A 17,012-nucleotide genomic window follows, 5' to 3' on the forward strand; every position below is an offset into this window, starting at 1 on the left:
TATTCCGGATAACCGTTACCGTTAGAACAAATTGTAAGTAAAGCCCAGCATGATTTCGCTACCGCGTTTGAAGCTGCGGTTAACGTATTTATTACCATACCACAGGCCGCCGGTGCCCGGCGCCGCATATACGGTTTCTATCGCCGGGTTCAGGATATTTTTCGCATATCCTTTGAACAGCAAACGTTTGGTAACACGCTGCGTGAAGACGAAATCCAGCACCGGCACAGGACGCGTGTAGAGGTCCGGCTCTCCGGTCAGGTTGATCTGCACCAGCCGCTCGCCCACCATATTGAAAGTGGCGGTCAGGTCGGTGCCGGAACGGCCGTTCTTATAGTTGAGCCAGGCGTTTACCGAATAAGGCGCCTGTTCAAACAACGGACTGTACTCGGGTGTATGGCGGTCGAGGGATTTGTTGGCTTTATACCGCTCTGTTGATTTCTTAATGAGGCTTTGCGCCAGCAACAGGTTGGAACCGATGTTGAAATTCTTCAGCGGCGCATACAGTCGGCCCAGGTCTTTTACCACTTCCAGCTCCAGGCCCCATACCTTACCTTCGTTCGGATCGTTCTGGAACTGGATGGTGGGATATTCCGGATATTTCGCAGCAAGACCGTCTGTTTTGAGGCTGAACACTTTCACCAGCTGGTGCTGTATCCGCTTTCCAAACAAAGACACAGACAGCACTTCTCCCGGGTGGGGGAACCACTCCCACCTGAAATCGAGGTTTTCCGTTTGTTGATTGATCAGGTTCGGATTACCTACCACCAATCCCATCTGGAAGGCGTCAAATTCGAAAACGTTGGTGATTTCACGCAGCTCCGGCCTTGCCAGGGTGGTGTTGTAACCTACACGGAAATTCATGCTTTCCAGCGGCGTATAGGTCAGGTTAAAGGAATAAAAAGGTTTATAGCCCGTCTTGTAGGCGGTATTGGGATTGATGAGCACCACAGGCACTTTCGTGCCATCCTGACCGGGAGCGGTAAGCGATGGATCGAGATAAACATCGGAAGTATCTACGGAAGACTGAATATTGGTTTTCTCAAAACGTACCCCGCCGGTAAGACGCAGATTGGCGGGCAACCGCAGGTCCATCATCCCGTAGAAGGCGTTGGTTTCAAAGAAACCGGTGTAGTTATTGGGAGATTTCTGACTGTTATACAGAAACCCGCCAACAGGATTGGCGCCTTCGCCGGTGCTTCCGCCGGGGATTTTAATACCGATCATCTCCGGGCTAACGAGGCGGTTCAGGTTGCCTTCCACAGCGTACAGCGGATAGGCGCCATAGGTAGAGAAATTAGAACCCGGCAGGAAGAACATGTTTTCCCGGAAGCGACGGTCACGGTTCAGGTAGTTCACACCGGTTTTAAATTCCTGTTTTTTGCCAAACAATGGGAAAGGCAGCGTTACATCGGCTTTATAGTTGTAATTGGTTTCTTTCAGCCTGCGCCAGCGGCGGCCATTGGGCTCGGCCTGAATGATGCCGTAGGTACCGTAACCATTCACATAGCCGGAGTTGAGCGCGTACAGATGGTTTGTAAAGACGTAGTCACCTGAGCCGGGGAAAGAACCTACGGCAGGTTTATAATAGTATCCTCCGTTACGCGGTGCATAGTCTGTCAGCGTCACAAAACGATAGTCGGGATCATTCTGTGAGGAGTTGGAAGTAGCGACGTTGTAGCTCAGGCGAGGGCTGTATTCGCCTTTCATGAACTTATGCTCTCCCTGCAGGTTGAAGGTATGCAGGGTACGGTATGTCTGTTTCAGCGAGTAGATAGTGCTGCTCACTTCTCCCGGCAGGCCGGTGTACTGGTATTGCCCGTACATGTTGACGGCCTGTGCCTCGCTGCCCCAGCTGCCGAGGTACTGCATACTGATTTCATGACGGGGGTTGAACTTGTACGTCAACCCCGTCAATGCTCCATAGTTGATTGTTTGTGTTCCGGTGTTCTCTTTATAGGTTTGGTATTTACCCATGAACAGGTTGTTCGGGGTAATATAGTTGGGTATGTTACGTGGGCTGTACACGTCTTTGTTACCGGTGATCACACCCTGGTAAACGCTGAACTGTGTCAGGTCTCCACCGTAGATGTCGGTGGTACGGCTATAGTAGTTGGCGCCGGCTATGACACCCAGCGTATGTTTTCCAAACAGTTTAAAGCTGTTGCCATAGGTCGCCGAATACAGCTGGTTCAGCGGCGCTTTGCGGTAATTGGTGGTAAGCACCGGATCGAAGCTGTGCATGAGGTTATTGATGCGGGTAGCCTCCTGCTGTAAGGCAGGGCTGTTGGGGCTGTTGGCAATCAGTTGTTGTATCTGGGATAAGCCGCCGGGATATTGTTTGGACAGGTTCAGGAATTCGGCAGACAGGTCTTTTTTATTCACCCTGGTACCGAAAAATCCCATATCGCTGTTGTAGAAGCTGTTCACGCGGCCATTAGGACCGATATTGGAATTAAAGCCGGTTTGTGCGATGATGTTAAATATCGCGCTGTCGGGAACGGATTTTGTTTTCAGTTCGACGATGCCCGCTGCCGCGTCGGCAGGTTTGTCGGGCGTAACCGTCTTGAAGATGGTGATATTATCCAGGAGAGATGCCGGTACCAGGTCGAGCGGGATGGTACTTCTGTCCGGATCGGAAGAAGCCAGGCGAACGCCGTTGAGCTGACCGATCACGCTACGGTCGCCCAGGCCGCGGATGGCAACGTACTTGTCGTCCGTGATGGTGACGCCGGACACTTTCTGCAGCGCCTGGGTGGTGGTGATACTGCCGGTACGTTCTATCTGTGCGGCGGATATGGCGTCCTGCACGATGGCGGCATTTTTTCGGTCCTGCAATACCGCGATTTCTGTATTGAGTTTACGGCGTGCGTTGACGGTCACCTCGCTGAGTTGTTTACTGGAAACGGCCAGGGCGATGATCATCGTACCACCGGCGGCAGTAGCTTTCACTTCTCTCGTTTCATAGCCGATATAGCTGACCACGAGCGTAACGCCACTTTGTGCCGCGGTAAGGTTGAAAACCCCGTTGATATCGGTGGAGGCGCCTACCGAAGTGCCTTTCACCCGTACAGATACGCCGGGGATGGCCTCTTTTGTTTTGCTGTCGATCACCTTGCCGCTGATCTTTACAGGCACCGGTTGTTGAGCGATCACCACATAACCTTCCACCAGTTTATATTCCAGCCCGGTGTTTTCGAGGATACCATGCAGGGCGTCCTGGATACGGATAGCGGGACTGCTGAGGGTCACCTTTTTATGGGTTTTCTCCAGCAGTTCTTCCGGTAACATAAATTTAACTTCGCCCTGCTTTTCGATGGCAAGCAAAGCCTCCTTCAGGGCTGCCTTGTTCAACTGCAGGTTTATTTTCCGGGTCAGATCCTGGCTCTTTACATTCGCGGCCAAAAGCAACCCAGCTGCGGTGAGTTGCAATACCAGCACAATAAATGAACATCTCATCAGGAAATAAATTATGGGCCTTATTCCCTCGCTTTGTCCCAACGGAGCGCCGGTATCCTTTTTATCCGGGCGGGCCCGCTGGCAGGCGAAGGTGGGATGCATGCTAAATCTTAAAGGATTTCTTTTTAATCCTTTTTCCATACTTTTGAATGTTACTGGTTAGTCCCGGTTTTCCGGGAAATCTGGTATCCTTTTTCAGGGTGCCTGTTCGTCGTCCAAAACTTATCAGGCATCATGAAATCATCTTTTAAGACGTTCCCGTGTATTTGTCAGATACCGGGAACGTTTTTTTAGTTGTGTACTGTTAGGGCATGTGATTGTTTTCTGTTAATGAATAGTAATCTGACGATTATTGATTTTGTAGGTAAACCTGCTGCCAGTGCTCAGCACACGGAGGGTTTCTTCCATTGGCCGGTTAGCTGACAGTGTAACAGTTATCCGCTTTTGTGCGGTCACAGGTTGTTTAAAACGGATGCTCACATTATACCAGCGTTCCAGTACTGCTGCCACTTCCTGAAGCGTGTTATTGTTAAACGCCAGGCGGGCATTTTTCCAGCCGGCAATATCTGCCACAGGCATTTCTGCGATGGCTGTCTGCTGCGCTACCGGGTCCCAGGTGACCTGCTGACCAGGGGCGAGCACGGTCACGCCGTTGCCTGCGTGCTCTACCTGTACTTTACCGGTGGCTACGGCAACTGTCAGTGGCGTTCCCTTGAAAGCATTGATCTTAAAAGAGGTGCCCAATACTCTTGTCTGCACGGTACCGGTATGCACAATAAAAGGATGCGTCGGATCTTCACTGATTTCAAAAAAAGCTTCCCCTGTGAGCGTGATCTCCCGGGTAGGACCGTTGAAGACTTCGGGATATTCCAGTTTACTGTCTGCCCCGAGGTGTATGACCGATCCGTCTGCCAGCGTGATCACAGCCCGCCGTCCTTTCGGATTTTGTTTCTCCAGGTTGGCCAGCGTGATTGCATTGGTTTTATACTGCTTCCGGTATTGATGTACGCCAATGGTCCCCAGCGCAGATACCAGCAGCGTCCATATAGCGGCGCGGCGCAGGAAAGCGAGGCGCTTCGGCCGCAGGACCACAGGCTCCTGCTCCGGCTGCATCGCAGCTATCCGTTGCCGTAGTGTTGTTTTCCACTCCTCCGCCTGCTGATCATCCACCCTTATCTGCTCCATCAGCAGCATGTCTGCCGTCAGCCGCTCTGTTAACACCTCGTCCAGTAACTGCTGCCCCTCCCGCTGCTGCATAAAAGCCGCTATCCGCAGCTTTTCTTCCGCAGTGCAGCGGTGGTCCAGGTATTTGTTCATTAATGCTTTCGTGATCGTATTTGCCATGTTGATTGTTGAGAACGATGGTCCGCCCAATTATATAGGGGAGAAAAAAAAGGGCAGGGGCTAATGGGGTGATCACAGGTAACAATTACATAACATTGGCGGACAGCCTTATCGCGTCCACCAGTAAATCAGTACCGCCATGGTAACGTCCGTATAGTCTTTCAGGTGATGCCGGAAATGGGTCAGGGAAGCTTTGATATGGTTCTTTACGGTAAACAGGGAAAGATTCAGTTCTTTGGCAATTTCCGCATGAGAGCGGTGTTCGTGCCGGCTCATTCTAAACACGCGCTGGCGCTGCGGGCTCAGCTCATCCAATTTATCCAGATATACCTGGGTTAGCTCGTGGCAATCCATCTGGTTGTCTGCCGCCGGGGAGACCAGCGTTTCATCGTCGTAAGCCTGTTCTATAGGGAGTATCGCCAATGACTTTTTGGTCATGGCTTTGATAACGGCATTTTTCATGGCACGGAACAAGTAGGGCGCCAGTTGCACGTCCGGGTCCAGCTGCTGCCTTTTTTCCCATACCCACAGCATCAGGTCCATCATCGTTTCTTCAGCAACACCCTTGTCCTGCAAATAGTTCAGGGCATAGTTATATAACCTTCTGGAATACCGGTCGAACAATACTTCAAACGCCTTTACATTATTGAGCCTGCATTGTTCCAACAGTGAATAATCTGATAAGTCGTGTAGCACTTCGCTCATAGATTCATTCCAATTTTTCCAGTCGCAAACATAAGGGCAAAAAAACAGCAGCGATATTATCTAAACATTAACTTTTGTTTTTGCTTTACGGCGGTGGAAAAGTACGCATCATTCTCCGCGCAAACTGTTGATGGGATTCACCAGGGCAACCCGGACACTTTGGATACTGATGGTCAGTCCGGCGATCAGCACTGCTATAAGTCCTGACAAAGCAAATATTACCCATGACATAGAGATCCTGTAGCTAAAGGTTTCCAGCCTGGTTGCCTCGCCGGCATTGTAACAAAAATATACGACCGGAAAAAGTAAATAGACAGCCATAAAAAAGCCGCTTCGTAAGCGGCTTTTTATCGTCATTACTTTGTGACCGGTTTTCCCTGTTCATCAAACGTTTCTATCTTCGTTTGATTTTGTTTGTCCACGTAGATTTTAATTCTCACTTTTCCTTTACTGTCGCGGATAAACAGGCCTACTTCATCTTTCCAGGTGCGACCTACAAAGAGTCTTTCAGTGCCGTACTTTCCTTCAGCCACCAGCTGTTTCATCACCGCTTCATATACCTTCTCATCTTTCAGTGTCTTCAGGGAGTCATGTACCTGATTTTGGCGGGTGAGGGTGAAATCATCCGGGCGGTCCCAGATTTTCAGGCCATAGGTACGGGCCTTGCTTCCTTCCAGGTCTTGCATGTATTGCAGTTGCATGATCTGGTCGTTCCGGTATTGGTCTACCGAATACACCATCCCTGCTCCGTCTTTTTTGTCAGCGTCGTACACCAGGCCTCCACATTCATCACCGGCGCTGTTGAAGAAAATAAGCCCCGGCTGCCGTTTCCTGGGCGCCAGTTCTTTGCCTTCCGACATGCCCGGGTGTTGTCTTTCGCCGTTGGCGATCACCATTTTCAGGGTACCGTCTTTTTCCACCACGTTGATTCTTTCCACATCTATTTCCTGGAAGCGTTGTTTTCCAAAGTCAGTCCGGAACGCCATAAAGAAGAACGCTATCAGTACTGTCGTGAGGATGAGGGAATAGGCTTTTAAGAAGCGGACTTCCCGTTGTAATTTCTCCATAAGCTATCAGATTTTAAGTTGGCTGCAAAAATAGTTATTTAGCGACCAGTTTTTTTGCGGATTATTTGCCCCGCTAATTTGTCACATCTGCCCCCGTGCGCTCCCGGAAAATGAAGATAGGTTTGTAAAAAATATCCTGGTCATGAGAAAACTGATCTTAGAGATGCAGCTGTCGGTTGACGGTTTTGCTGCTGCTGTCAATGGGAGCGGCAGCTGGATGGTGTGGAATTATGGAGAAGCATGGACCTGGGACCCTGCCCTTCAGGCTTACCATACCGCTTTGATAGCTACCGCAGACGACGTGCTGCTCAGCAGGAAAATGGCCGAAGAGGGCTTTATCGGCCACTGGGAAAGGATGGCGGCTAACACCGCCAATCCGCAATCCGTATTTGCCGGGCATATCCGGGATGCCCGCAAGGTAGTATTTACGCACACCCTGGACCGGGTGGACTGGCCCAATACCGTGCTGGCGACAGGTGATCTTATCGAAGAGGTGAACGCGCTGAAGCGGCAGCAGGGGAAAAACCTGATCGTTTTCGGGGGCGTATCTTTCGTTGCTGCGCTCATCTCGGCAGGGTTGATCGACGAGTACCATCTCATCATCAATCCTGCGGTTATCGGCAGGGGAATGCCCATTTTCGACAAAGTGAAGGCGGTCCTGGGGCTGTCGCTGGTTGTCGCTGGTGAGTGCTGCGACGTACCCTTCTGGCATCACGGTGCTGCATTACCGTTATGCCGGCTGGTAACAGAGCAGCAGTACGCCTTTATCCAGCTGGCGGGTAGCGGTGAGCTGCAAGCCTGCCTGGATACCGTCGGCAAAGAAACGCTTGCCGGCGCCCATGACAACCGGATGTACCAGCAACTGGTATTCATCGACCAGGCCTGCTTTGGTCAGCGACCGTACCAGTTCTCCGCTGCCTTCTATCTGTATCTCCCTACCAGGTTGTTGTTTCAGCCGGGTGATTTCCTGTTCAATATTCTCCCGGATAATGGTAGAATTCTCCCAGGAGGCTTCCTTTAGGGTAGCAGACACCACGTATTTTTGCACGCTGTTCAATTTATCAGCGATGCCCATTTCGTTATTTTTCAGGGAAGACCAGTAAGGTGCCAGCATCTCATAAGTTTTACGCCCAAAGAGGATGGCGTCCGCTGACAGGATACCTTCGCGGATGAGGTCTTGCCGGGCCTGGCTGTCATAAGGATTAAACCACTGCCCCATGCTTTCAGCATCAAAAATACCATCTAATGTCATCCAGGTAGAAACGATTAACTTTCTCATACGTTGTTTTTTGACACAAAGTAACGACACCGCTACCCCGTGATATAGAACAAACCCGACAATCTTCAGGAGGAAAAGTCTGTGGCCGCTTTCTGGTACTCCAGCGGCGTATGGCCTGTAAAGTCGCGGAAAGCCCTTATCAGATGGCTCTGGTCCGCATATCCGTGCTGGAAGGCCACACCGGCCATGTCAGTAAAACCGTTGCCGCTCAGTTGCCGCAACGCCGCATCAAACTGGCAAATACGGCCATATGTTTTGGGGGATACTCCTACATGCATTTCAAACAGCCGTTGTAAAGTACGTTCGGTCATGTACAGCTCCTGCTGCACCTTCATCATAGGCAGCGCGCCGCCATGTTGCTGTATCAGCCGCGTGGCATACATCACCGGCTGGCTGATTTCCAGTTTACCGGGGGATATCAACCGCAACAGATAACTGTCCATCAACACCAGTCTTTGCTCCAATGACGGTGCATTCAGCAGCTGCTCCTGAAGGTGCATCCCGCGCGCCGGTTCAGACAAGCTAAGGTCTGCACTCAGGTCTGTCATCTCCCGGGCGCTCCAGCCAAATAATGTTTTCAGCGTATGCGGATGCAGGAAATAGGCAATCAGTGTTACCGATGCCGACACGGGCAGCAAAATGGGGCGTATGTTCTGCCCATATAGGACAAGATGATCTGTCTTAAGATGGCTGGCTGTCAGCTGAAAAACAATACTGGGACAACCTTTTGCAATCAACGGCAGAAAAGTATCGACAGACAGCCGTTCACTTTCCAATACCATGATATGGCTTACATAATTCGCCAGCGAAGGAAGCGGTGTGATCAGTTGCGTTCTCATTTTACAACATCTGTTCTGTAAGTTAAACTTTATCCTTCACCTGCAGAAGGCATTTTTTAATGAACTAATTAAATATTTTTTTGTAATTACGTATATGCCATACAAACACATACTATACAAACGCTGGAATATCGCTTTACCCATCTGGAGTCTCTTAAGCCCGTTGATCGGGTTGTTTATCCTTATGCTGGCAGGCAGCACAGACAATACATTTTTTTCGCTGGTGATGGCTGTTTCCCTGATCAGTATCGTACTCTCAGCGGTGCACCATGCTGAAGTAGTGGCCCACCGTGTGGGTGAACCGTACGGGACGCTGATCCTGGCGCTGGCCATCACGGTCATAGAAGTGTCGCTGATCGTTTCCCTGATGCTGAGCGAAGGTGCCGAAGGCTCTACACTGGCCCGTGACACTGTGTTTGCCGCTATTATGATCCTGTTGACCGGCATCATCGGCCTTTGCCTGCTGGTAGGAGGCTATCGGTACAAAGAGCAGGTATTTATCAAACAAGGCACCAATGCGGCCCTTATCACCCTATCGGCCATCACGATACTGACATTGGTATTGCCCAACTATACCACCACCACGCCCGGACCGGTATATTCCAACAGTCAGCTGCTGTTTGTGGCGATTATCTCTCTTGTGCTGTATGGCGGATTTGTTTCCGTACAAACCGGCCGTCACCGAGATTATTTCCTCCCGGAAAACGAGGCTGAGAGCCATTCCGCTCCTCCCAGCAACCTGACCACCACCATCAGTATGTTGTTCCTGCTGATTTCTCTTGCGCTGGTGGTATTGTTGTCCAAGAAATTATCCCCCGCCATTGAATCGATGGTGGTCAGCATGGGTGCTCCGAAAAGCCTGGTGGGTATTATCATTGCGGCGGTGATCCTTTTACCGGAGGGGCTGGCAGCGCTCAGGGCGGCGCGACGCAACAGGCTGCAGACAAGCCTGAACCTGGCCCTGGGCTCTGCACTGGCCAGCATCGGCCTCACCATCCCCGCCGTAGCGATTGTGACCGTCTTCGCTGGTTTCAGCGTCACCCTCGGCATAGATACCAAATCTACCTTATTGTTGATATTATCACTGTTTACCATCAGCATATCCTTTAACGCCGGCCGCACCAATATCCTGCAGGGCGTTGTGCTGCTGGTGATCATGGCTACTTACCTGTTTACGACGATTGTACCGTAATTTTATACCATGAAATACATACTTGCCGACACTAACCCCAAGCTCATAACCGCCTGGCAGGAATTTTTCGCCGGAATACCAGCAGTGAGCATTACAGAAGGAGATATTACCCGTCTGAAAGCCGATGCCATTGTAAGTCCTGCCAATTCGTTTGGTTTCATGGACGGGTCACTCGACTATGCATTATCAGAAAGACTGGGATGGGACCTCGAAAAGCGCCTCCAGCAGCAGATCAAACAGCTACCTGAAGGCGAACTGCTCATAGGTACCGCACTCACACTGGAAACCGGCGACCCGGACATTCCATGGCTGATTTCGGCGCCAACGATGCGAATTCCCACCAACTTCAATATCGATACGTCTATCAACGCTTATCTGGCCATGAAGGCAATCCTGCTCCATGCCCATCGGCACCCGGAAATACATTCTGTTGCCATCCCCGGACTATGTACCGGCGTCGGGCGCATGCAGCCCATAATCTGCGCAAGGCAGATGTTCACCGCCTTTGAAGAAATTGTTCTGGGAAAAAAGCAAGACTTCAAAAACTTCGCAGAAGCCCAGAAGTACCACTGGAATATCAATCCCCAAGGCATGATCTGGACACACTAAACCCTACGCCGGCACAACTATCGCGGGCGTACCACCACGGTACCGATTACACGCAGACATTCAGGCTAATTAAGATTTTCCTGATTGCGCATTTTTTTTTCCCGATTCCATAAATACGCAGCAAAAGCGGGTGTTACCTTCATGCCCGGGAGATACACCACATCTCTCTTGCTTACAACGAGCAATAAATTTTCGTACGAGTAAAGGCCGGCCATTTTTGGCTGGCCCCATTCATGGCAGCGGATATTATATTATATTGTTACCCGGAAGTATTTATTATTCTTATCTAGCCACATGATATCCTACATCCGATGTAACCTGGCGGTAATCTCCTTTCTGCTGCAACAACCATGGATCAGCCCCAGCCCCCTGGTGGTGGCAGGCCATTCAGAAGGCAGCACCATTGCAGCTAAAATGGCCAGCCGCAGCGCACGTATTTCACCCCTGATTTACTCCGGCGGAAACCCACAAGGACGCATGCTCACATTGATAACACGGGAACGGGCACACGAAACGGATAGTACCAGGGGCGCCGGCGTACCTTACCTGGACCTCTTCCGTACCGAGATGATCCGGCTGCATAAGAAGAATTTTTACTACCGCGAATACATCGGCACAGAACATAACTATTTCCCGTTAAAACCCAACGGGGAACCGGACTACGACCGTTTCAACCGGGACAGGGTGGCGGAAGACTGGCGCCAGTGGCTACTCACCCAGCCCCCACTCCCCCATTAAACTTACCTGCCTCCCGGCCGTCCAAGTAAGTGAACCTAACAGACAGGTCATGAAAAAGTTTGTAGTGATATTAGGCATCCTGTTAGCCATGACCGCAGTCATACCGCAAGCAGAAGCACAGGTAAGCATCGGCGTATCCGTGGGCATCGCGCCACCACCAATACCGGTCTATACACAACCACCCTGCCCCGGCGACGGGTACATGTGGGTACCCGGCTACTGGGCCTACAACACCCGCTACTACTGGGTACCAGGCGTATGGGTAAGAGCCCCTTATGTGGGCGCACTCTGGACACCTGGCTACTGGGGCTTCATCGGAGGCGTATACCGCTGGCATCCCGGCTCCTGGGGACCACACATCGGCTACTACGGCGGTATTAACTACGGCTGCGGTTATTACGGCACCGGCTTTACAGGCGGCATGTGGAGAGGCAACTCCTTCCACTACAACACGGCCATTACCCGGGTAAACACGACAGTGGTGCATAATACCTACATCAACAGAAGCGTTGTCAACAACAATGTAAACCGTACCAGTTACACCCGCAACATAGTCAGCAATAACCGCGGAAACATCACCCGGACGGTCAGTAATAATAACCGCAACACTACGGTGAACAACCATAGAAACAATTTCACGAACAATAATTCTACCCACGCTTCCCGCAGCGCCTGGAATGGCAACCACCAGGCAGGCATGAACAGGCCGGTGGCCATGAGAAGGTCACAAGGCAGCTTTATGCGTCCGTCTGCCCGTTCAGGAGGAAACTTTCATCAAGGCGGCGGCGGACATTCCGGAGGAGGTGGAGGACATTTTGGTGGCGGCGGGCATGGCCGGCACTAGTACTAACGGTTATAGATAATCTAAAAAAAGGGGCTGACCGGTTGGTCAGCCCTCCTTTTCGATCTTCGCCTGTTCACAACCCCGCCATCCACCGTGCCCGTCACGATGAAAGGCAGCCCGCATCAACAGGATATTTACACCGATAAAGAGTACAATAACAAGTATGGCAGCCACCTTGGAGATACGCGCCAGCGCGGGCCGCTTCGAAAAACCACCAAAGATGTAACCGATAATAAATACCATACTCGCCGCAAATAATATCCTGAAAAGGATAAGAAAAGGAAATAACATAACATGATTTTTTTAACGATGAATAATCACCTGAACTTGGCCAGCAACGCTTCGTTTTCCACCTTGCCCCAATGAGGTGCTGTTCCGGATTTATCTTTTGCCAGCAGTCCCAGGCTTTTCTCTGCCAGTTCCTTTGCCAATGGCTTGTCGCCGCCCCACATTTTAGGCGTATAGTATTTCACCCACGCCCGTACGAACAAAGCCCTCGGATTTTCCGGTTGCAGCTGAAGTGCCTGCTGCAGGTATTTTTCCGACAGCATACCGTACTTACGGCCATACGTCATCGGATTGATAAACACTTTAGTGCGGTTTACCATACTGGCCACCGTCAGCACTTCAGACAGCTCCTGTCGTTGTTTGGCACTGTCCAGCAGCGCCTGTGCACGGCCTATCTGCTCTTCGCCTTTCACACTATATGGCTCTATCTTGTCACCATCATCCTGGTAAAGAAAACCGATCTTCGCATTGCAATACGCCGCATAGTACCAGGGCAGCCACGAGTCGGGTTGTTGTGCAGACAGCGCAGTAAACGTTTTTTCCAGCGCTTCGTAGTCTTTTACAGAAGCGGCATTGTCCAGCTTATGCACCGCTTCGTCCAGCGTTTGCGCCATCGCGGAGACGGCACAGGCCAGCAGCAGCATAAAGAAGAGAATTGTTTTTTTCATAATGAGCGGGTTTGTGGTTATAAATTATTGTTGAGAAAATCATCTGTGCGGTCTATACCAAGGCTCATGAAGAAGCCGACAAAAAAGGTCCTGTTGGCCGGCAGTGAGACCGCCATTTTATGCTGACCATCATAGCTGTAGTTGTAACCAAATACCTGTTTGGTGCCCAGCAGATTATTCACCCCCACGGCAAAACCGGAGAAATCTTTATGCTTCCAGCGCGGAAACAATGTCATCAAATGGGAAATATGCAGGTTCACGATACTATAGGGCTTTGTAGTGCCCTGGTCTGCCAACTGCCAGCCATCGCTGTAGCGGATGTTGTAATACGGTCTGCCTGCTGCCAGAGCATAGGACACGTTCACGCCCGTTGACAGGTCCGGGAAAAATTTCTTCACAGCGATGGTCATGGTATGCGGCGCGGCAAAAGGTGGCCGCAGCGACATCGGGTAGTTCAGGTAATCCCTCCTGGTGTCCAGGTAGGTATAGGTAATCCAGTAGTCCAGGTTCTTAAAAGTCTTTTTATCGCGGTAAAATAATTCGAGGCCTTTCGCGTAGCCGTTACCGGTAGACACGCTTTTAACATCGGGCGGCAGCAGCCTGATCAGGTCCTGATACTGCTTGTAATAAGCTTCCACACGGAGAAAACGGTTATGTGCCCTTCTCGTATAATTCACCACATAATGGGCAGCCCGGGAAAGAGACAGGTCGCGGTTACGATACAGAAATTCGTTTTGCGGTTCCTGGTAAAAGAGACCGTAGGCAAAGTTGAGCTGGCTCTCGTCGCTCAACCGCCATGCCAGGCTGGCCCTTGGTGACAGCGACCACTTCGCCAGCAGGGAAGTATGTTCCAACCGCAGCCCCACCCTGGCCGCGAGGCCGCTGGTCAGATAGATGTCACTTTCTGCGAAAACAGCTGAGAGCTGGTCTGTCTGGGCAACGGCGCTGTCGCGATACACGCCGGCGTCTTTCGTATAAAAATGTTCTGCACCTATACGCACCGCCTGCTCACCAGCGAGAAAACGGGTAAACACCACACGGGTCTGCGCAAAGTTTGACCGGATATCGCTGGTGTTATTTTTTAAAGTAGGCGGCACCTCCGGCAGGGTGGCGGGCTTCTCCGCAGCATCCACCAGGCTGACGGTACGCTTATCTTTGTTGTTGCTGTAAGCCAGCCCTGTTTCCATCTTCCAGTCCTTACCCAGCATAGTACGATAGCTCATATTGGTGTAGATATTACCGCCCTTTACCAGGTATCCGGAACGCAGCGCCGCACTGTCAACATCCTGGTTATACATGCCTACGGCGCTTTTATTCCATACAGCATATACCTTGAACATACCGCTGCGGCCTGTCTTTACGCGGTAGTTGGCATTCCCTTCCAGGTATGAAGGCCCCTGAAAATAATCAGGCACATGGGGCACCAGCGCATTGTACAGCGTCTGGTTGGAATAGTTAAGCCCCAGTCCGAAACTGCTGCGGTTGTCTTTTCCCAGGTGCTGCAGTCCCGCGCCCTGGTTGGCGGGAAACAGGTAGAAGCTGGCAGAGGATTTTTCGGGCAGGTCCACGCTTTCCAATATCAGCGCGCTGCTCATGGCCTGTCCGTATAATGCGGAGTAACCACCGGAGCTGAACAGGATGCCTTTAAACAGGAAAGGGTTGATACGGGCGCCTTGCGGAATGCCCGGCACGGAAGGATAGTTGGGATATTTGAACAACGTGCCGTCGATAAACTGTTTGGTTTCATCACTGGTACCGCCTCTCACAAAAAGCCCTTCTGTTTCCCCGATCTGTTGGACACCCGGCAGGGAGCGCAACGATTGCGTCAGATCACCATTACTGCCTGCCACGGTGACGGCATCCATGGGGGTAAGCGAGGCGCCTTTAGCTTTATCGCTGGCTTCGAAAGCGCCCGCACTCACCGTCACCAGTTTCAGATTTTTAGGCGTACCACGTGGCACGGTGTCGGATAAGGCTTTCCCCGTACTGTCTTTCAGCGTCTGCTGTGCATGAGCGTTCCCCATCAGGGCCGGTAAAAAAATCCATATCAGGTACTTTGTCATCGCCGGAAGTATTATTTACTCACAAAGCTAGTGAGCAGCACGACCGGGATGTTGAGGTGTAGACATTACGGGAAGGTGTGGCGACAAGATGGCAAAGCTGTCCAGGTTAATGGGAAGGACCTTGCACCAGCCGGGTGACATTCTCCTTGAAGAAATCACTGACAGGTATTTCCTTCTCCCCAATACAAACGAGATCGCGTTTAACGGCGGTGATCTTCTTCACCGCTACCAGGTAGGATTTATGCGTACGTACAAAGTCATCTGCAGGTAGCTTCTCTGCGACGGCTTTCATGGTCATGCGGGTAAGCACCGGTCTGGGTGTGGAAGAGAGATGAATTTTGATGTAGTCTTTCAGCCCTTCGATGTATTCAATATCGGCCACCACAATTTTCACCTGCACATATTCCACGTTCACGAAAAAGTCGGTAATGGCACGGGCAGGTGCTGGCGGCTGCTGCAGCCGGAACAGTTCGGCCGCCCGCTGGCAGGCCTTCAGGAAACGTTCAAAGCTAAAGGGTTTCAGCAGGTAGTCTGCCACCTGAAGATTATAGCCTTCCAGCGCATATTGCTCGTAGGCAGTCACCAGGACCACAAGAGGTGGCCGTTGCAGTGACTGCAACAGCTGCAGCCCGCTGAGACGGGGCATCTGTATATCGAGAAACATCAGGTCCACCTGTTCCCGCTGCATCACTTCCATGGCTTCCATCGCATTTTTGCAGGTGGCCACCAGCTGCAGGAAAGGGACCTGCCGGATACTGTCTTCCAGTAACTCCCGTACCAGCTGTTCGTCGTCTACTGCGATGCAACGTATCATATAAGCTTCAGCGTTAGGTGAACAAGAAACCGGTTGTTGTCGTTGTTAACGGTCAGTGTATAATGATGGTGATATAACAATTCCAGTCTGGAGGTGACATTGGCCAGCCCGATGCCGGAGCTGTCGTCTTTACTGATGTCCTGTACCTGGTCTACATGATTCTCTACTATAAAGGTAAGCACATCTTCCTGAACGGACAGTTGTATCCTGATGGTGGGCTTATCTCCCCCGGTGCCGTGTTTAAAAGCGTTTTCCACAAATGGGATCAGCAGCATCGGCTCTATCAGGTAATGCGCCAGCGAACCCGGAGCGGGCATGTCACTGCGGATGTCCACATCACTGCCGAAACGCAGCTCCTGCAGGGCGATGTAACTGTTGAGATAGGTCACTTCTTTCTGCAGCGACACTTTGGCGCCGCCGGTGTTGTACAACATGTAGCGCATCAGCTCCGACAGCATGATAAGGGAAGTCTCCAGCTGGTCCGATTTCTTCCGGGCCAGCGACACCATATTGGTGAGCACGTTGAACAAAAAATGCGGGCTGATCTGCGACCGTAGAAATTTCAGTTCAGTAGATAATTGCTCGGCCTGTTTTTCCTTCTGCCGGCGTTCTTCGTATATGCGGTCCAGTATTTTACGGTACAGCAGGCTGATCACCAGCACGGCGACGGAAGGCCCGAAGACAAAGCGGTAAGCAGCTTTATTCTGCAACAACCCGGGAAACCAGGTGGCCATGATATGGTACTTTAACTGGAAGGAGATAAACAGCAGCAACAAAGCGGCAGGAACATACAACCACCAGTAACGACGGTTGAGCAGCCGCGGGCACAGGTAAAAAGCATTGCCATAAAAGAGCCCCATATGGATCACGCCGGCGATGGTAAAAAATATGCCAGGCATAGGACCAATACTGTATTGGTTTTCCGGAGACGACACCACATAAGGCAATAACAGCAGCACACCCCAGATCAACGTATGCAGTGCGATATTGATATATTTGGATGAGAGGAATGTTTTCATGTGCCGTATAAATATACTGCAAAGCACGCTGCTCGGGAGCAGTTTATCCACGAAGAAGCGACAACACGGCAAAATGCGCCGACA

General features: G+C 51.2%; 15 protein-coding genes and 1 pseudogene. 5 read left to right on the forward strand and 11 right to left on the reverse strand.

What is annotated here, in order from left to right; translation table 11 throughout:
- Nucleotides 1-21: 21 nt before the first annotated feature.
- From B5D63_RS11550 to B5D63_RS11570, 4 genes are all read right to left on the reverse strand, one after another.
- Nucleotides 22-3,600 carry a TonB-dependent receptor gene (locus B5D63_RS11550; protein ID WP_200816987.1) on the reverse strand — a complete coding sequence of 1,193 codons (3,579 nt, stop codon included), beginning with the start codon at nucleotides 3,598-3,600 and terminating at the stop codon, nucleotides 22-24.
- A gap of 186 nt (nucleotides 3,601-3,786) precedes the next feature.
- On the reverse strand, nucleotides 3,787-4,803 hold the full coding sequence (locus B5D63_RS11555; protein ID WP_078668962.1) for a FecR family protein: 1,017 nt from the start codon (nucleotides 4,801-4,803) through the stop codon (nucleotides 3,787-3,789).
- Between the two features lie 108 nt (nucleotides 4,804-4,911).
- A complete protein-coding gene (locus B5D63_RS11560; protein ID WP_078668963.1) occupies nucleotides 4,912-5,508 on the reverse strand; it encodes an RNA polymerase sigma-70 factor in 597 nt (198 codons plus the stop codon).
- Nucleotides 5,509-5,864: 356 nt separating this feature from the next.
- On the reverse strand, nucleotides 5,865-6,575 hold the full coding sequence (locus B5D63_RS11570; RefSeq protein WP_078668965.1) for a hypothetical protein: 711 nt from the start codon (nucleotides 6,573-6,575) through the stop codon (nucleotides 5,865-5,867).
- Nucleotides 6,576-6,717: 142 nt separating this feature from the next.
- Here B5D63_RS11570 and B5D63_RS35740 point away from each other — a divergent pair.
- Nucleotides 6,718-7,218, forward strand: a pseudogene (locus B5D63_RS35740) (dihydrofolate reductase family protein); the annotation flags it as partial.
- A gap of 87 nt (nucleotides 7,219-7,305) precedes the next feature.
- Here B5D63_RS35740 and B5D63_RS35745 read toward each other — a convergent pair.
- Both B5D63_RS35745 and B5D63_RS11585 read right to left on the reverse strand, forming a co-directional pair.
- The gene (locus B5D63_RS35745; RefSeq protein WP_078668966.1) at nucleotides 7,306-7,854 is read right to left on the reverse strand and encodes a dihydrofolate reductase family protein; all 549 of its coding nucleotides are present in this window, start codon (nucleotides 7,852-7,854) and stop codon (nucleotides 7,306-7,308) included.
- 65 nt (nucleotides 7,855-7,919) lie between these two features.
- Nucleotides 7,920-8,693 (reverse strand): AraC family transcriptional regulator, encoded by a 774-nt coding sequence (locus tag B5D63_RS11585; RefSeq protein WP_078668967.1) that lies wholly within the window; start codon nucleotides 8,691-8,693, stop codon nucleotides 7,920-7,922.
- A 94-nt stretch (nucleotides 8,694-8,787) separates the two neighbouring features.
- On the opposite strand from B5D63_RS11585, the gene B5D63_RS11590 reads away from it, so the two are divergent.
- The 4 genes from B5D63_RS11590 to B5D63_RS11605 all read left to right on the forward strand — a co-directional run bounded on the left by B5D63_RS11590 (nucleotide 8,788) and on the right by B5D63_RS11605 (nucleotide 12,076).
- Nucleotides 8,788-9,885 carry a calcium:cation antiporter gene (locus B5D63_RS11590; protein ID WP_078668968.1) on the forward strand — a complete coding sequence of 366 codons (1,098 nt, stop codon included), beginning with the start codon at nucleotides 8,788-8,790 and terminating at the stop codon, nucleotides 9,883-9,885.
- A 9-nt stretch (nucleotides 9,886-9,894) separates the two neighbouring features.
- Complete coding sequence (locus B5D63_RS11595; protein ID WP_078668969.1) at nucleotides 9,895-10,494, forward strand: macro domain-containing protein; 600 nt, start codon at nucleotides 9,895-9,897, stop codon at nucleotides 10,492-10,494.
- A 294-nt stretch (nucleotides 10,495-10,788) separates the two neighbouring features.
- On the forward strand, nucleotides 10,789-11,232 hold the full coding sequence (locus B5D63_RS11600; RefSeq protein ID WP_078668970.1) for a dienelactone hydrolase family protein: 444 nt from the start codon (nucleotides 10,789-10,791) through the stop codon (nucleotides 11,230-11,232).
- Nucleotides 11,233-11,281: 49 nt separating this feature from the next.
- Entirely contained in the window at nucleotides 11,282-12,076 is a 795-nt protein-coding gene (locus B5D63_RS11605) for a YXWGXW repeat-containing protein (protein WP_078668971.1), read from the forward strand.
- A 45-nt stretch (nucleotides 12,077-12,121) separates the two neighbouring features.
- Here B5D63_RS11605 and B5D63_RS11610 read toward each other — a convergent pair whose 3' ends face one another.
- The 5 genes from B5D63_RS11610 to B5D63_RS11630 all read right to left on the reverse strand — a co-directional run bounded on the left by B5D63_RS11610 (nucleotide 12,122) and on the right by B5D63_RS11630 (nucleotide 16,928).
- Nucleotides 12,122-12,367, reverse strand: coding sequence for a hypothetical protein (locus B5D63_RS11610; RefSeq protein ID WP_078668972.1), 246 nt, complete (start codon nucleotides 12,365-12,367; stop codon nucleotides 12,122-12,124).
- 26 nt (nucleotides 12,368-12,393) lie between these two features.
- Nucleotides 12,394-13,032 (reverse strand): hypothetical protein, encoded by a 639-nt coding sequence (locus tag B5D63_RS11615; RefSeq protein WP_078668973.1) that lies wholly within the window; start codon nucleotides 13,030-13,032, stop codon nucleotides 12,394-12,396.
- Nucleotides 13,033-13,049: 17 nt separating this feature from the next.
- A complete protein-coding gene (locus B5D63_RS11620; protein WP_078668974.1) occupies nucleotides 13,050-15,095 on the reverse strand; it encodes a TonB-dependent receptor plug domain-containing protein in 2,046 nt (681 codons plus the stop codon).
- Nucleotides 15,096-15,201: 106 nt separating this feature from the next.
- Entirely contained in the window at nucleotides 15,202-15,909 is a 708-nt protein-coding gene (locus B5D63_RS11625; protein ID WP_078668975.1) for a LytR/AlgR family response regulator transcription factor, read from the reverse strand.
- Complete coding sequence (locus tag B5D63_RS11630; RefSeq protein WP_078668976.1) at nucleotides 15,906-16,928, reverse strand: sensor histidine kinase; 1,023 nt, start codon at nucleotides 16,926-16,928, stop codon at nucleotides 15,906-15,908. Before B5D63_RS11630 ends, B5D63_RS11625 begins: the two co-directional genes overlap by 4 nt.
- Nucleotides 16,929-17,012 lie beyond the last annotated feature (84 nt).

This window comes from Chitinophaga eiseniae (assembly GCF_900167135.1).
GTDB classification, from domain to species: domain Bacteria; phylum Bacteroidota; class Bacteroidia; order Chitinophagales; family Chitinophagaceae; genus Chitinophaga; species Chitinophaga eiseniae.

What these genes read in the sequence shown, in the direction of transcription:
- B5D63_RS11550 (WP_200816987.1), bottom strand. Translation starts at nt 3,600, where the DNA reads ATGGAAAAAGGATTAAAAAGAAATCCTTTAAGATTTAGCATGCATCCC.
- B5D63_RS11555 (WP_078668962.1), bottom strand. Translation starts at nt 4,803, where the DNA reads ATGGCAAATACGATCACGAAAGCATTAATGAACAAATACCTGGACCAC.
- B5D63_RS11560 (WP_078668963.1), bottom strand. Translation starts at nt 5,508, where the DNA reads ATGAGCGAAGTGCTACACGACTTATCAGATTATTCACTGTTGGAACAA.
- B5D63_RS11570 (WP_078668965.1), bottom strand. Translation starts at nt 6,575, where the DNA reads ATGGAGAAATTACAACGGGAAGTCCGCTTCTTAAAAGCCTATTCCCTC.
- B5D63_RS35745 (WP_078668966.1), bottom strand. Translation starts at nt 7,854, where the DNA reads ATGAGAAAGTTAATCGTTTCTACCTGGATGACATTAGATGGTATTTTT.
- B5D63_RS11585 (WP_078668967.1), bottom strand. Translation starts at nt 8,693, where the DNA reads ATGAGAACGCAACTGATCACACCGCTTCCTTCGCTGGCGAATTATGTA.
- B5D63_RS11590 (WP_078668968.1), top strand. Translation starts at nt 8,788, where the DNA reads ATGCCATACAAACACATACTATACAAACGCTGGAATATCGCTTTACCC.
- B5D63_RS11595 (WP_078668969.1), top strand. Translation starts at nt 9,895, where the DNA reads ATGAAATACATACTTGCCGACACTAACCCCAAGCTCATAACCGCCTGG.
- B5D63_RS11600 (WP_078668970.1), top strand. Translation starts at nt 10,789, where the DNA reads ATGATATCCTACATCCGATGTAACCTGGCGGTAATCTCCTTTCTGCTG.
- B5D63_RS11605 (WP_078668971.1), top strand. Translation starts at nt 11,282, where the DNA reads ATGAAAAAGTTTGTAGTGATATTAGGCATCCTGTTAGCCATGACCGCA.
- B5D63_RS11610 (WP_078668972.1), bottom strand. Translation starts at nt 12,367, where the DNA reads ATGTTATTTCCTTTTCTTATCCTTTTCAGGATATTATTTGCGGCGAGT.
- B5D63_RS11615 (WP_078668973.1), bottom strand. Translation starts at nt 13,032, where the DNA reads ATGAAAAAAACAATTCTCTTCTTTATGCTGCTGCTGGCCTGTGCCGTC.
- B5D63_RS11620 (WP_078668974.1), bottom strand. Translation starts at nt 15,095, where the DNA reads ATGACAAAGTACCTGATATGGATTTTTTTACCGGCCCTGATGGGGAAC.
- B5D63_RS11625 (WP_078668975.1), bottom strand. Translation starts at nt 15,909, where the DNA reads ATGATACGTTGCATCGCAGTAGACGACGAACAGCTGGTACGGGAGTTA.
- B5D63_RS11630 (WP_078668976.1), bottom strand. Translation starts at nt 16,928, where the DNA reads ATGAAAACATTCCTCTCATCCAAATATATCAATATCGCACTGCATACG.